The sequence below is a fragment of the Aeromonas sp. s5 genome, assembly GCF_040907865.1.
Lineage (GTDB): Bacteria > Pseudomonadota > Gammaproteobacteria > Enterobacterales > Aeromonadaceae > Aeromonas > Aeromonas dhakensis.
Genome location: NZ_JBFOCO010000008.1, coordinates 46,211 through 60,572, shown reverse-complemented (window position 1 = coordinate 60,572; position 14,362 = coordinate 46,211). Strand labels below are relative to the sequence as shown.

Below are 14,362 nucleotides of genomic sequence, written 5' to 3'. Positions count from 1 at the left end.
ACAAGCGCCTTGCTTCGCCTTTGTCATCATACGGCTTTGTTAATTACTAAAACGCATTAAAAAGCATTTTTTATTATTTTGAGGGATAAGCAGCCCTGCCTATAGTCGCCCCATATTAGTCGTGTTCCGAGGGATGGGCCGAAATGGATTATTTGCCGATGTTTGCCAAATTGGACGGTCGCCCTGTGCTGCTGGTGGGAGGGGGCGAAGTGGCCCTGCGCAAGGCGCGCCTGCTGCTGGCGGCCGGTGCCAGGCTGACCCTGGTCTCCCCCGAGCTGGAACCCGACTTCCATGAATTTGCCGGTCGCTTCACCCATCTGGCGGAGCGCTTCACCCCGGCCCACCTGGCGGGCCAGATCCTGGTGGTGGCCGCTACCGACGACCTCGAGGTGAACGCCCTGGTCTATCAGAGCGCCAACCAGCTCGGCCTGTTCGTCAACGTGGTGGACGACCCCAAGCGCTCCAGCTTTATCTTCCCCTCCATCATCGATCGCAGCCCCATCATGGTGGCGGTCTCCAGCGGCGGCAAGGCGCCTGTGCTGGTGCGTCTGCTGCGCGAGCGGCTGGAGAGCCTGCTGCCCCGCCACCTCGGCGGCCTGGCCGAGCTCTCCGGTCGGGTACGCGACCGGGCCAAGCGGGTGCTCTCCTCCATTTCCGACCGTCGCCGCTTCTGGGAGCGGGCGTTTGCCTCCAACACCCTGGCCGGCCTGATTGAGAAAGCCGATTGGCAGGGTGCCGAGCAGTGGCTGAACGAGGGGCTCGACAATGCGAAAAGCGAAGTGGGCGAGGTGGTGTTGGTAGGGGCGGGACCCGGCGATCCGGGCCTGCTGACCCTCAAGGCGCTGCAACAAATTCAACAGGCTGAAGTGGTGCTCTACGACCAGCTGGTCTCCGCCGAGATCCTCGATCTGGTGCGCCGCGATGCCACCCTGGTGTCGGTCGGCAAGAAGGCCGGCGCCCACAGCGTGCCGCAGGAGGAGACCAATCGCCTGCTGGTGGAATACGCCAGGGCGGGCAACCGGGTGGTGCGGCTCAAGGGGGGCGATCCCTTCATGTTCGGCCGTGGTGGCGAGGAGCTGGAAGTGCTGGCAGAGGAGGGCATCCCCTTCTCCGTGGTGCCCGGCATCACGGCCGCCGCCGGAGCCACCGCCTATGCCGGCATTCCGCTCACCCACCGCGACCATGCCCAGAGCGCCGTCTTCATTACCGGCCACTGCCAGAAGGAGGGCAAGGAGCCCGACTGGCAGCAGCTCGCCGCTACCAGCCAGACCCTGGTGATCTACATGGGGCTGATGCGCTCCGAGCATATCCAGCAGCAGTTGGTGAGCCATGGCCGCAGCAGCGCCACCCCCATCGCCATCATCGAGCGCGGCACCACGGCGCGGCAGCGCGTGCTGACCGGCACCTTGGCGGAGCTGGCCGAGCTGGCCGCCCAAGCGGTGAGCCCGTCCCTTATTGTCGTCGGCGAGGTGGTTGCCCTGCGCAAACAGCTGGCCTGGTTTGGCGAGACGGCGCAGGGGCAGGAGGCCGACAGCGGCCACGAGCTCAAGCTGGTGAGCCTGGCCTGAGGCCGAGACAGCAATCGATTTGACGGTGTTGCCATGGCGGCACCGACCTGAGCCAAGACCGCGCCCTGACCAGGCGCGTTAGCAATGAACCGAGGACCCAGACATGGACCGTGAAAGATTGACACATCTGCAGCAACTGGAAGCCGAGAGCATCCACATCATCCGCGAGGTGGCTGCCGAATTTGAAAACCCGGTGATGATGTACTCCATCGGCAAGGACTCCTCCGTCATGCTGCACCTGGCCCGCAAGGCCTTCTATCCGGGCAAGATCCCCTTCCCCTTGCTGCACGTCGACACCGACTGGAAGTTCAAGGAGATGATCAAGTTCCGCGACGAGACCGCCAAAAAGTACGGGCTGGATCTGATCGTTCACAAGAACCCGGACGGGCTCGCCATGGGCATCAACCCCTTCGTGCACGGCAGCGGCAAGCACACCGACATCATGAAGACCGAGGGGCTCAAGCAGGCGCTCAACAAATACGGCTTCGATGCCGCCTTCGGTGGTGCCCGCCGCGACGAGGAGAAGTCTCGTGCAAAGGAGCGGGTCTACTCCTTCCGCGACAAGTCTCACCGCTGGGATCCCAAGAACCAGCGTCCGGAGCTGTGGCGGGTCTACAACAGCCAGGTCAACAAGGGTGAGAGCATCCGGGTGTTCCCGCTCTCCAACTGGACCGAGCTGGACATCTGGCAATACATCTATCTCGAGAACATCGACATAGTGCCGCTCTACTTTGCGGCCCATCGCCCTGTGGTGGAGCGCAACGGCATCAAGATCATGGTGGATGATGAGCGCATGCCCATCGGCCCGGAAGATGAAGTGAAGCGGGAGCTGGTGCGCTTTCGCACCCTCGGCTGCTACCCGCTGACCGGGGCCATCGAATCCAATGCCACCACCCTGCCGGAGATCATCGAAGAGATGCTGATCACCACCTCGAGCGAGCGGCAAGGGCGGCTCATCGACCACGATCAGGCCGGCTCCATGGAGCAGAAGAAGCGTCAGGGCTATTTCTAAAAAAATGTTCTAAGGAATCGCAACATGAACAACCACATTCAGACCGCCATCAGCGAACAGGGCATTGAAGCCTACCTGCACGCCCAGCAACACAAGAGCCTGCTGCGCTTTCTCACCTGCGGCAGCGTTGACGACGGCAAGAGCACCCTCATCGGCCGCCTGCTGCACGACTCCCAGCAGATCTATGAAGATCAGCTCAAAGCGCTGGAGTCCGACAGCCAGAAGCTTGGCACCACCGGCGAGAAGCTGGATCTGGCGCTGCTGGTAGACGGCCTGCAGGCGGAGCGCGAGCAGGGCATCACCATCGACGTGGCCTACCGCTATTTCTCCACCGCCAAGCGCAAATTTATCATCTCGGACACCCCGGGCCACGAGCAGTACACCCGCAACATGGCCACCGGCGCCTCCACCTGCGATCTGGCCATCATATTGATCGACGCCCGCAAGGGAGTGCTGGATCAGACCCGTCGCCACAGCTTTATCGCGAGCCTCCTTGGCATCAAGCAGTTCGTGGTGGCAGTGAACAAGATGGACCTGGTGGAGTTCAGCCAGGAGGTGTTCGAGCGCATCAGTGCCGATTACCGCGAATTCGCCAAGAAGCTCAGCGTCGACACCATCCATATCGTGCCGGTCTCTGCGCTGGACGGTGACAACGTGGTCAACCCCAGCGACAAGCTGGCCTGGTACGAAGGCGAGACCCTGCTCTCCCTGCTGGAGAGCGCGGAAGTGGAGCGCGAGCTGGAGCGTCACCCGGTGCGCCTGCCGGTGCAGTACGTGAACCGCCCCAACCTCGATTTTCGCGGCTTCGCAGGCACTTTGGCCTCCGGCATCCTGCGGGTGGGCGACCGGCTTGCTGTGCTGCCGTCCGGCAAAGAGAGCACGGTGACTCGCATCGTCACCTTCGACGGGGATCTGGAGTACGCCCTGCCGGGTCAGGCCATCACGGTCACCTTCGCGGACGAGATCGACATCAGCCGGGGCGACCTGCTGGTGGATGCGGCGAAAAAGCCCCAGGTGACCCAGAACGTGCTGGCTCACATCGTCTGGATGGGGGAGGAGTCCCTGCAACCGGGCCGGGTCTATGACGTCAAGCTGGCCACCAAGAAGAGTCGCGGCCAGGTGGAGGCCATCCGCCACCGTATCGAGATCAACAAGCTGGACGAGCTGCCGGCCTCCGAGCTCAAGCTCAACGAGATCGGCCTGTGCGAATTCAGCCTGACCGACCCGGTGGCATTCGACCCGTATCAGGAGATCCGCGATACCGGCAGCTTCATCCTGATCGACCGGCTGACCAACGTCACCGTCGGTGCCGGCATGATAGTGGAAGGGCTGGCGGCCAAGGTTGTGGCAGGGCAATACAGCGAGTTCGAAGTCGAGCTCAACGCCCTGGTGCGCAAGCACTTCCCCCACTGGCAGGCGCTGACCATCAGCAACGATTCCGGCAAGGAGTAAGCCCATGACCTGGCAACAATCCCTGGTGCTGGGTCTGCTGGCTGCCCTCGTCGCCCTGCTGATCCAGGGCAAACTCCGGCCGGCGCTGCTCTTCTCAGGCGCCGTGCTCATCACCTACCTGAGCGGCCTGGCGGACATCAACGCCGTGGTGGCGGGCTACACCAACAGCGCCCTGCTGACCCTGGTGCTGTTGCTGCTGGTGTCGCTCGCGGTGGAGAAGACCCGGGTCATGAGCTGGTTCGCCAACCTGGTGGGCACCGGCTCCTTCAACAAGGTGCTGGTGAAGGTGTGGTTCTCCACCGCCTTCCTGTCGGCGTTCGTCAACAACACCGCCGTGGTGGCCTCCATGCTGGGGGCTGTCAAACGCAACCCCAACCATGCGCCCTCCCGGTTGCTGTTGCCCATGTGCTTCGCGGCGACCTTTGGCGGCGTGCTGACCCTGATCGGCACCTCCACCAACCTCATCGTCAACAGCTTCCTCATCAAGATGGGGGCCAAGCCGCTCGGCATGTTCGACTTCTTTATGGTGGGGGCGGGGACCCTGCTGACCGGCCTCATCGCCGTGTTGCTGTTTGCCCGCCACCTGCCGGAGCAGGACACCGAGATGAGCCGCGAATCCGGCTACTTTCTCGAGGCCAAGGTGGGCCCCGGCTCGCCCATGGCCGGGCGCAGCGTCAAGGAGAACGGCCTGCGCAGCCTGAAAAGCCTCTATCTTGCCGAGATCATCCGGGGCAATCAGGTGATCTGCCCGGTGCAGCCGGAACACGAGCTGCATGAGGGGGACATGCTGCTGTTTTGCGGTGACGTGGAGAGCGTCGGCGTGCTGCAGGAGCTCAAGGGGCTGGATCTCTACGGCCAGCACCGCCTCAACGGCCAGCACCTGGTGGAGGTGATCGTCAGCCACAGCTCGCGGCTGGTGGGGCAGACCATCAAGGATGCGGAGTTTCGCACCCACTTCGATGCGGTGGTGCTGGCGGTGCGCCGGGGTGAGACCCAGCTCACCGGCGGCCTCGGCCAGATTGAATTGCACGCAGGGGACACCTTGCTGCTGGCCCCCGGTCCCAAGTTTGCGGGCAACAAGTCCCTCTCCCGCGAGTTCGTGGTGGTGAGCGGGCTGGAGGCCTCCACCCGACTCGATGCCACGCGTAGCGCCGCCGTGGTGGCGGGGTTCCTTGGGGTGCTGACCCTGTCGGTGCTCGATCTGGTGCCGCTGTTCAAGGGGCTGCTGGTGATGCTGGTGGTGCTGCTCTTCTCCCGCATCCTGACCCTGGACGAGATCCGCCGCCGCTTTCCGCTGGATATCTGGCTGGTGGTGGGCGGAGCGCTGGCCATCGCCGATCAGCTGGAGCAGAGCGGGCTGGCCAAGCTCATCGCCGACTGGCTGATGGGGGAGTTCAACGGCGCTAGCCCCATCATCGCCTTTATCGGCATCTACCTGTTTACCCTGGTGCTGACCGAGCTGATGAGCAACAACGCCGCTGCGGCGCTGGCCTTCCCCATGGGTTACCAGCTGGCGCTCAGCATGGATGTTTCGACCATGCCGTTCATTCTGGCGGTGCTGTTCGGGGCGAGCTCCAGCTTTATCCTGCCCTACGGCTACCAGACCAATTTGATGGTCTATGCCGCGGGCAACTACAAGATGCCGGACTACCTCAAGCTGGCCCTGCCGGTCTCCCTGGCCTACAGCATCGGGGTGATCGTCATGGTGCCCCTGTTGTTCCCGTTTTAAGGCGGTGCAACTGGGCTTTGCAGGGAAGTAGGAATACACGATGACCATGGCACCCGTCAGTGGCGAGTGGCCAGAGGCTGAGCTCCAGGGAGCCAGACCGTTTCAGCATTGAGGCGCGCGCGCCAAGCAAGGAGTGTGAATGAGCAATATCGTGTGGCATGCCCATGCCGTGGACAAACAGAGCCGGGCCGAGCAGAAGGGGCAAAAGCCGCTGGTGATCTGGTTCACCGGGCTCTCCGGGGCAGGTAAATCCACCCTGGCGGGGGCGCTGGAGCAGGCGCTGGCCGCGCAAGGCAAGCACACCTATCTGCTGGATGGGGACAATGTGCGCCACGGCCTCTGTGGCGATCTCGGCTTCGACGACGCCGCCCGCCAAGAGAATATCCGCCGGGTTGGCGAGGTGGCAAAACTCATGGTGGATGCGGGACTTATCGTGCTCACCGCCTTTATCTCGCCGTTCCGTGCCGAGCGTGCGCTGGTGCGCAATCTCGTGGGTGAAGGGGAGTTTGTCGAGGTGTTTGTGGATGCCCCGCTCGCCGTCTGCGAAGAGCGCGATCCCAAGGGGCTCTACAAGAAGGCGCGGGCAGGGGAGATCACGAATTTCACCGGTATCGACTCGGCCTACGAGGCACCCGAGCAGCCAGAAATTCACCTGCTGAACGCCGGCAAGCCGGTAGAGGCCATGGTGGATGAACTGCTGACGGCGCTAAGGCAGAGAGGGCTGACAGACTGAGGTCGATGTTCGCCACTGATCATCTATAGCAGAGGGGGCCTTGGCCCCCTCTTTATTTCCCTATTTCCCCGCAACGATTTATGTGTCGCTACAACCATTTATCCGTTGAACGTTTTTGATATCTTAGGATGCAATAAGCGTAGTGCATTGCATCGCAATGCCTAATTGTCGGGCTATTAAGCGTCAACCAATATTGCGGGTATGACGACCCTATTTTGCTTATGGTTCTTGTTTTACAAACGGTATGGTATAGCCGAAATATTCAGTTTGAGGTGTGCGATGCACATCCCAGCGCTTCGTATGTCCAGCTGGACGTTCTCGCTGATCCGCATGAGTAAGGACTAGGCGTTTTTTGGCACGTGAGACACCGACAAAAAAAGCACAGCGGTTTTCATCCTGATTTCCAAAGAAGTTCTCGTTTTCGATGGCCATGATGATGACCGAATCAAACTCAAGGCCCTTACTCTTATGGATGGTCAGTATTCGTACGGCTTGATCGTCTGAGAAGCGCTTAAGGGCTTGGGGCAAGTCAGGCTCCAGCGTTAGTAATTCTTCAATCTTGGTCTTAGTATCACGGATTACTTCGTTTAGCCGGTCACGAGACTCGTAATCAGGGGAAAGCGACATTAGTGTTTCAACACTGATTTGCTTCAGAAATATTTGAACAAACACCCACCAGCCAGAGAAAGGGGGGGCAACCAGCTCGTTAAGGGCTATTTCTTTTCGTTGCTGCTTGATCAGCCGATCAAGGTCTTTGCGCGCATTCGACGGAGTCTCGTCATTTGCAAACGGGATTAGCTGGTTCATGAGCCGAATCCATGATTTGGGCTCGCGCTGACCATAGAGGCAGGAAAGATAGTCCACGATCAAACGTGCTGCAGGCTCGACTGTGATGTCTTGCATCTGCTGCTCGTTGCGAAAGGGGATGCCACGAGCCTCCAGTGCCGTCATAAGGTGATCAGCGTACAGGTCAAGCTGATTACGAATCAGGACCGCAATTTCTGCTGGTGGCAGCTGTTCTGTGTTTATCCAACCTGCAATCAAATCTGCGAGGTAGTCTGCTTCTTGACGACTGTTTTCAAAGCACCACGCGAATACCTCTCCTTCGTCGCCTGCAAGTTGCTCATCAGGCATGATAGAAGCTGGATCCAGCTTGCGAATGATCTCGTTCTGCAAGCGCAGCAAACGTGGTTGAGAGCGGAAGTTTCGGTACATATTGAGCGGAGTTGCTGCAAAATCAGCAACGAAGTCCTGAAAGATGCCTTCCAAAGCGCCTGCCCAGCCCATGATCTTTTGCTTGGTGTCGCCCACGGCGGTCAAGCGAATGTTCGTACCTTGAAAAGCGAGCTTGAGGAGTTCGTATTGACGATTTGTACAGTCCTGGAATTCGTCGAGGAAGACATCGCTGTAGGTTTGACGGATGGCATGTCGCGCGACAGGGGACTTTCTTAGAATCTCAATTGCCCATGGCACCAGATCGGAAAACGTGATCAACGTTCGTGATGGGCCAAGTTTCCGATCTGCAATTTGGTATCCAGCATCCAACGCATACTCACCAGTTAGCACAGGACGGAAACGATCGATGATGCGCTTGGCGAATGCGTGAAAGGTATAGCTGTCAAACCGCGTAGCAAGTTCTGAACCACAGCGTCGCTTGACCCGTTCTTTCAGGTTACTGCTGGCATCGACCTTGAACGAAATGGCCAGAATCCGTTTGGGATAGCGGCAGGTACCTGTGCGCAATAGGAAATCTGCCCGCTGTGCAAGCATTTCGGTCTTTCCCGCGCCTGGGCCTGCGGTAAGAGCAAGGCTGCGTGTTTGCTCCTTGGCTGCAATTAGGGCGTTGGGCTCAAGTGTCAGCCCATCTGCAGGTTCCCAAGTCTCGACGGTTATCATTCCGGCAGAACCGCGAGTTTGGTGATGACGGCATCTGCCAATCTGCTCAGGGATGCGGGCATGTTGGTCAGTAGTTCTGCATCAGTCAGCTGAGCCAATGCATCAATATGGGCTGCGGGTTTGCTACCAAGCTTGAAGCGCTGATGGTAAGTGTTAAATAGCTTCTGCTCATCTTTGCTGTACTGGCTTGCATCGTGGTGACTTTTACCCAAAACAGCTTTGATCGTGGATGCCTCAGGATCTTCCTTAACTACGCCATACGCATCTGGGTAAGCAAGTAACATGGCGAAATCGAGATCCATAGGAGCCGAGAAAAATACACCTCGACTCTCCAGCTCAAGAAATACGTCTTTCGTTCCTCCATCAAAATAGTGATGTGTTCGGACTGGTGTATCGGCTGTATCCCATTTCGGCAAAGTTAAAGCGGCAGGAAGTATTTTTGCCGGTTCAAACTTAAAGAGTTGATCATTCACGTACTTGATTCGTCCCCAACCAGCAGCATAGCGAGATACATCGAGGTCTAATAATGTCAAATATGGAATTTGCAGTGTGGAAAGTAGGCGCCAAAAGTGATTTACGTGACGTCCCCCCAAGGGGGCTATTGAAACCGCAGATTCATCAACAGGAGATCCCTTCGCTTTAAGAAGTCGTGGTAATACGATTTCTTCACTATCACCCTCTCCAAGAACAACAAGTCGCGAGAAATAAACCTCGGGAAAGGCTTGTACTGCCTCACGCACAAACTTGTGCGCTTCATCAGCTGTGTCTGGCAGCAGGATATGCGTGACTCGTGATGTTCGCTCTTCGGTCAACCTCAGATAACGGATATGTTCCGGAGCAACGCGCCGCAGCATGGATGGTGCGTGGGTAGCGATGAGCGCTTGTGCGTCACCTTGTCCGGTCATTCCATTGAGGGCATTGACGATTCGCCCAAGGTAGTGTGGCGAGAGACTGTTTTCTGGCTCTTCGAGAGCGACCACCGTAAAGACTGGTGGGCGCAGCTTGTCCGGATCGAATGAAGTATCTTCAGCCGCCAGTACAGCACGGCCAATCGCCTGCGAAGAGTGTACCAGTGACAGATACAGCATCGACTTCTGGCCGTCGCTAAGTCGTGAGAAATCGACCAACTGCTCCCCATGGCCAGGAGTGAAAGACACCGACATGTGCCGCAACAAGGCTTCGATCTCGGACGCAGCAAAAGTTAGCTTGGGGTCGGTAAAGAAGTTGCCTTTGTGTAATGTGCCCCATGCATTTTTCAAACTTGCGCTGAACGCATTGATTGATGGATTGCCCGCCAAGCTGTCACTGATTTGGTCGGTCAGTCCCTTAATGACTGTGCGCTCTGTATCCCAGTTCACCGCGCGCAGCATGCGCCCCAGTAATGCATTGGCTCCGTAGGCAATGTGATCGGCGGGATCACGGCGTGCGGGGAGGTAGTGGATATGTATATGGTTACGTTCAGCTCGGGGTACTTGGGTGGTGGTAAGTGGTGAGCCATCTGGATTGATGTCCAACACATAGACCATGTTTTCCTCTATATCCCCATCCAACCCCATGGTTGCGTTAAGGCGAAAACGAATGCGTGGTGTGCCATCGATCTCGTCGAAGCGCATATGACCGAAATGAGGTGCAACCGTGCTGTTGTCTTCGCCATCTTTTAATTCAGGGAATACAAAGTCAGCTTCGATCCATAACTGGCGCTCCGCCGGAGGCACTTCTTCGTTCAATGGGACATGAAAGTCTGAGCGCAGTATTCGACGCAGTGATGGATCAAAGGCAAACAACCGACACAAGGCCTGCAGTGCAGCTGTTTTGCCGGAGCCATTAGGCCCAATGAGGTAAGTCATCTCCTCCAATGGAATTTCGGTGGGTGCTGCCCCGAAAGACTGGAAGCTCGATAGGCGGAGGGTTTGCAGCTTCATTGGGCATCCTATGTCTTAGAACGAAGGGAATGGGGATCATCACCATGTTGAGTGATTCGTAGCTGGTTGCCGATTACACATCTAACTCGGATGGCAAAGTTCTTGCACGTGGATTCGCGGCATTTTACCTGTACTTTTGTGCAGGCTTGGCTCATGACTGACTCCTGCGAGAGGTTGCCAAGCAGCTATGTTACCGAACGGGGCTGGAGTGAAAAGCGCAAGCGGGCGGTTTTCTGAGCAAGATCAACAAACTCATCAATAATGGGCCGTGATATGGCCGTGCAACTGTGGTGGCCATCAGCGCAGAGGGAAATTGAACTGTGAAACGACAGTCTCGCTATCTTGTTGGCGAGCATTAAAAAAACCTATGAGCCTGCTGACCCATAGGTTTTTTCTGCGGAGGTAGTTTGTGTGCGATGGTTATCTGGCTTGGTGTACCGGTACGGCGTCTGTAAGCGGTACTTTGTGGTGAGGCAGAGGGTGATTTCTTAAACTGGCTCACCAGCCGGTGGCAATTGAGTTTAAAAACTCATCGTGAAAATCTTACGCGCTATGTATTGCTCTCGGACATTGTTATATACGTGCAACCTGCTTGGCCAAGGCTGCCAATAGATCAATATTTAACGGCTCTTTATACATTTTCTCAAATAGATTAAAAGTCGGCTGGTCATGCTGCTGCAAATAATGAAAGCTTTTCTTTGAGCCTAGATACCACAAGTCGCGCATGTCAAAATATATCTCCAGAAGGTCATGTTGAAGCCAGGTACGACGATAATGACTATCTATGTCTTTATCATGCGCACGCTCCAGCATTTTCATCACCCACTGTTGAAGGTGTGCCTTATCCATCTCCGACGTTGCTGGTTTGCCATCTGCTAGCTTCTGCTTAACGCGAGCCAGGTAGCTGCTCCCTAAACCTTTTGTATCATAAATGACTTTTCCGTCACCGAAGCGAAGGGCTTCTTTTGGAATTGAACTTAGATAATCGGTTGGGTAAACCCATACATCAAGATAGATGCCATGAAATAATCTCGCATCCCTTTGTTCGTTCGTGTGATCACAGAAACAGGCTATATCGATATCACTGGTTTCGGTTGCATCATTGCGGGCATAAGAGCCATAAAGAATGATTGTGTGAGGTGCATACTTTCCTTTCAGCTCTTCCATGGCCAAATCTAGAATGTTGTTCATTTCTACTCCGAGCATATAACAGCTATTAATTTGTCCCTGACAACACAGCAATCCTTGCCACATCTCTACTCGGAAAGTCAGGGTCAACATACACATACATGCGGCTTATCAGCGAGCCTGTAAATTCAAATACACTACAAAAACGGCCCATGGATATATTATTATCCGGCCAAGAGGTACCATCACTCATTACTCCCCCTTCTTGCCCCTCGACAATCACGGTGTTGCCAGCAGTCGTTATCTTAAAGCCATTTATGTCGTGCCAGATGCTGGTGAGCGAGCTACCAATTCTATTGCCAAACTCAACCAATGCATCCTTTCCTTTAGCTTGACCAAATTTGGGGAAGAAAAAATCAACATTCTCCGAGAAAAGATCAAGATAACTGGGATCACCTGCATCTACTTTCTTGAAATACTCAATCGCTATCTCAACTAAACTTTCCTGTTCCATTACCACTCCTATATCTCTATTAGTTGTTCGCATAACCATGATTGGAAGGAGGGGGGTTACTTTATGACTGCACTCCATCCTGATAGTCGTTATAAAAAGCTTTACATCAATGCATTGTCAGCAGGTCTAAATCAGTGGGGATTGAACTTCTTCGGGTCGCCTAGCTTGGACTGTAACCATAAATTCATATCGCCGATGACTTCTTTGCGAAGGCTTGTCCCGTCACTGTTTTTCAACCCATGATCCAGTGCTTCGTAACGCCGATATTCGATATTGTTCTTCCCGAGCTCTTTAAGGCGTTGCATCAACTCATCTGTTTTTTGCGGTGATACCGAAGTATCCATTCCACTCTGAATGATCAGCAAAGGAGATTTTATGTTTTGCAGGGTATCAAGTTGATCGAGGGAGAGCATCTGCTGCCACCAATGATAGCCGTGTCCGCTCACTTCAAGTTCAAATGGTTTGCTGTTAAGAACATGTTCGGCAAACCCTTTAAAACCGTCGATCTCTTTTCTCGCCGTTTCGAGATTTTTATGCTCTGCAGCGATGCTGTGTGAGACGTCATCGATAAACCAGCGGCCACCGCCATTAAAGGCGACGGTGGCATCGATATAGTCAACTGCTGCGGTCACTAGGTTGGCAATAACGGCCCCTTCACTGCCGCCCAATAGGATGAACTTTTTGTATTGCCCATCTTTTCGAACGATATCGAGCACAGTTTCGATATCCGCGACCCGCTGTGCAGGGCTGTCCTTTTCAAGGTACTGAGCAGGACAATCCTTGCGTGCCGGATCGGTACTGTATTTTAATTTTCTGTCAATGTCGTACTTTTCGACTAGCAGAATATCAGCTTCTGGCCAAACATCTTTATAGTCAGAGAGTATCGAATCAATGTTAAGCACGCTGTTGCAATCAGAACCTTGCAGAATCAATAGCAAGGTATCTGTATCATGGGAATGTTGGACCAAGTAATAGGAGATAGGCGAACCATCATCCCTGCTGGCAGTGCGAGTCATGATCTCTGTTGCGCTTACCGAGCAGGTCAACATGAGCAAGAGTAAAGATATTACGCGGACTTGCATCTTATTTCCTGATAGTAATCATAGAGGCAGTATGTTAATCGGTGCTGAAACCTTCATTCCTCTTGAATGGATAAAGGGCTGAGGACGCGTAGTGAAAACCGCCCCAGCCTGGCTTTTATTGGCATTCGCGCCTTGTTATCAGCGATTAACCACCAAATTCACGGCTAATAATTTGTGTGGGGATAACATTCTCTGGCAAGTCACTAGACGCTTTTTGAACAAAATCGCCAGCCAAACCAAATGCTTTTTCAACGGGATCTACTTTCACTCCACTTTCGACAGCTAACTCCAAAATTTTCTTGCCAATATCATTGCAAACATCGACCCAGTTTCCTGGTAATTCCCCTATGGTGACTTTAGGCTGACAGATTAGTTGAAAAGTTTCTTTACCTTCTTGCACTTGAATTGAAACATCAACAAATTCACTTTTATATGGATTGGCTAAGACACTTGAGCTAAGTAAGAATATGGTTCCAATATATAATTTTTTCATGACACGTCCTTGTGATTTATAATGCCCGCCAAGGGGCTGGTAACGCACGACAGCTAAACGCAGTAGCAACAACGATAGCCACTGTGGTCATGGTCTGAATCGTCACGCGTTGACAGTCCCTCTTGAGGCGTTGGTTATGAGTGTGACTCAAAGGGAGTCAGGTTTATTTCTTCAAGTTCACAAACTGCTCTTACCGTTGTATTCTCGCTAAGACGCTGTAAGTACAGCGCTAAGTGATTAAAGGTCATTGGTGAACGTTTGATTGGCAGGGACCACCCTGCAAGCATAAATAGAAAGTAATCACATGCTGAAAATTTATCACCCAACAAATACTCATTGTTTTCTAGTTGGTCGTTGATAATAGATAAGGCTTCCGCTATACGCTCATCCTGTGCAGCTATCACGCTAGGGATTGAAGCTTCATCAGTTGTATGTTTATGGGGATAGTAGCGAACCATCAATTCGGCTTGGAGGGTATTATTTAGGAATGACAGCCATTGGAAAAATAATGGTCTTTTCGGATCGCCAATAAGAGGGATTAATTTGTATTCAGGATGCAACTCACAAATATGGATACAAATCGCAGGGCTTTCGAAAATGGCCTGGCCGTCAACGACCAATGTTGGAATGCGACCTGCTGGATTTAACTTTAAATAGTCAGCTGACTTCTGAGTATTAGACTTTTTATCGACTAACAACAGCTCATAATCTGCTTGCACATGATGAAGTAAAAAATGAGGAGCTAAACTCGCATTGTTCGGATAATAGTAAAGTTTGAACAAAACTGGCTCCTGTCCGTGAAATATAAAATACTCATAATAGTGGTGAGATGT

Annotated in this window: 12 protein-coding genes; 5 read left to right on the top strand and 7 right to left on the bottom strand. The window is 54.4% G+C overall.

What is annotated here, in order from left to right; all coding sequences use genetic code 11:
* Nucleotides 1–143 precede the first annotated feature (143 nt).
* From cysG to cysC, 5 genes are all read left to right on the top strand, one after another.
* Nucleotides 144–1,568: a siroheme synthase CysG gene (gene cysG / locus AB5Y94_RS06225; RefSeq protein ID WP_368205193.1), complete on the top strand. Its 1,425-nt coding sequence runs from the start codon at nucleotides 144–146 to the stop codon at nucleotides 1,566–1,568.
* A gap of 103 nt (nucleotides 1,569–1,671) precedes the next feature.
* A complete protein-coding gene (gene cysD / locus AB5Y94_RS06220) occupies nucleotides 1,672–2,580 on the top strand; it encodes a sulfate adenylyltransferase subunit CysD (protein ID WP_368205192.1) in 909 nt (302 codons plus the stop codon).
* A gap of 24 nt (nucleotides 2,581–2,604) precedes the next feature.
* A complete protein-coding gene (gene cysN / locus AB5Y94_RS06215) occupies nucleotides 2,605–4,032 on the top strand; it encodes a sulfate adenylyltransferase subunit CysN (protein WP_368205191.1) in 1,428 nt (475 codons plus the stop codon).
* A gap of 4 nt (nucleotides 4,033–4,036) precedes the next feature.
* Complete coding sequence (locus AB5Y94_RS06210; protein ID WP_043171269.1) at nucleotides 4,037–5,761, top strand: SLC13 family permease; 1,725 nt, start codon at nucleotides 4,037–4,039, stop codon at nucleotides 5,759–5,761.
* Between the two features lie 139 nt (nucleotides 5,762–5,900).
* Nucleotides 5,901–6,494, top strand: a complete 594-nt coding sequence (gene cysC / locus AB5Y94_RS06205; protein ID WP_368205190.1) for an adenylyl-sulfate kinase — start codon at nucleotides 5,901–5,903, stop codon at nucleotides 6,492–6,494.
* 219 nt (nucleotides 6,495–6,713) lie between these two features.
* Here the strand turns inward: cysC and AB5Y94_RS06200 are convergent, their stop codons facing one another.
* The 7 genes from AB5Y94_RS06200 to AB5Y94_RS06170 all read right to left on the bottom strand — a co-directional run bounded on the left by AB5Y94_RS06200 (nucleotide 6,714) and on the right by AB5Y94_RS06170 (nucleotide 14,311).
* Complete coding sequence (locus tag AB5Y94_RS06200; RefSeq protein WP_368205189.1) at nucleotides 6,714–8,390, bottom strand: UvrD-helicase domain-containing protein; 1,677 nt, start codon at nucleotides 8,388–8,390, stop codon at nucleotides 6,714–6,716.
* Nucleotides 8,387–10,312 (bottom strand): ATP-dependent endonuclease, encoded by a 1,926-nt coding sequence (locus AB5Y94_RS06195; RefSeq protein WP_368205188.1) that lies wholly within the window; start codon nucleotides 10,310–10,312, stop codon nucleotides 8,387–8,389. The genes AB5Y94_RS06200 and AB5Y94_RS06195 overlap by 4 nt, the downstream gene beginning before the upstream one ends.
* Nucleotides 10,313–10,885: 573 nt before the next feature.
* Nucleotides 10,886–11,503 carry a nucleotidyltransferase domain-containing protein gene (locus AB5Y94_RS06190; RefSeq protein ID WP_362848076.1) on the bottom strand — a complete coding sequence of 206 codons (618 nt, stop codon included), beginning with the start codon at nucleotides 11,501–11,503 and terminating at the stop codon, nucleotides 10,886–10,888.
* A 25-nt stretch (nucleotides 11,504–11,528) separates the two neighbouring features.
* Nucleotides 11,529–11,954, bottom strand: a complete 426-nt coding sequence (locus tag AB5Y94_RS06185; protein WP_362848079.1) for a nuclear transport factor 2 family protein — start codon at nucleotides 11,952–11,954, stop codon at nucleotides 11,529–11,531.
* Between the two features lie 131 nt (nucleotides 11,955–12,085).
* Entirely contained in the window at nucleotides 12,086–13,036 is a 951-nt protein-coding gene (locus tag AB5Y94_RS06180; RefSeq protein ID WP_368205187.1) for an alpha/beta hydrolase family protein, read from the bottom strand.
* Between the two features lie 145 nt (nucleotides 13,037–13,181).
* Nucleotides 13,182–13,529 carry a hypothetical protein gene (locus AB5Y94_RS06175; RefSeq protein WP_338714371.1) on the bottom strand — a complete coding sequence of 116 codons (348 nt, stop codon included), beginning with the start codon at nucleotides 13,527–13,529 and terminating at the stop codon, nucleotides 13,182–13,184.
* Nucleotides 13,530–13,663: 134 nt separating this feature from the next.
* The gene (locus tag AB5Y94_RS06170; protein ID WP_080689625.1) at nucleotides 13,664–14,311 is read right to left on the bottom strand and encodes a glutathione S-transferase family protein; all 648 of its coding nucleotides are present in this window, start codon (nucleotides 14,309–14,311) and stop codon (nucleotides 13,664–13,666) included.
* Nucleotides 14,312–14,362: the final 51 nt, after the last annotated feature.

Coding starts and splice junctions, on each gene's coding strand:
- cysG (WP_368205193.1), top strand. CDS start 144: ATGGATTATTTGCCGATGTTTGCCAAATTGGACGGTCGCCCTGTGCTG.
- cysD (WP_368205192.1), top strand. CDS start 1,672: ATGGACCGTGAAAGATTGACACATCTGCAGCAACTGGAAGCCGAGAGC.
- cysN (WP_368205191.1), top strand. CDS start 2,605: ATGAACAACCACATTCAGACCGCCATCAGCGAACAGGGCATTGAAGCC.
- AB5Y94_RS06210 (WP_043171269.1), top strand. CDS start 4,037: ATGACCTGGCAACAATCCCTGGTGCTGGGTCTGCTGGCTGCCCTCGTC.
- cysC (WP_368205190.1), top strand. CDS start 5,901: ATGAGCAATATCGTGTGGCATGCCCATGCCGTGGACAAACAGAGCCGG.
- AB5Y94_RS06200 (WP_368205189.1), bottom strand. CDS start 8,390: ATGATAACCGTCGAGACTTGGGAACCTGCAGATGGGCTGACACTTGAG.
- AB5Y94_RS06195 (WP_368205188.1), bottom strand. CDS start 10,312: ATGAAGCTGCAAACCCTCCGCCTATCGAGCTTCCAGTCTTTCGGGGCA.
- AB5Y94_RS06190 (WP_362848076.1), bottom strand. CDS start 11,503: ATGAACAACATTCTAGATTTGGCCATGGAAGAGCTGAAAGGAAAGTAT.
- AB5Y94_RS06185 (WP_362848079.1), bottom strand. CDS start 11,954: ATGGAACAGGAAAGTTTAGTTGAGATAGCGATTGAGTATTTCAAGAAA.
- AB5Y94_RS06180 (WP_368205187.1), bottom strand. CDS start 13,036: ATGCAAGTCCGCGTAATATCTTTACTCTTGCTCATGTTGACCTGCTCG.
- AB5Y94_RS06175 (WP_338714371.1), bottom strand. CDS start 13,529: ATGAAAAAATTATATATTGGAACCATATTCTTACTTAGCTCAAGTGTC.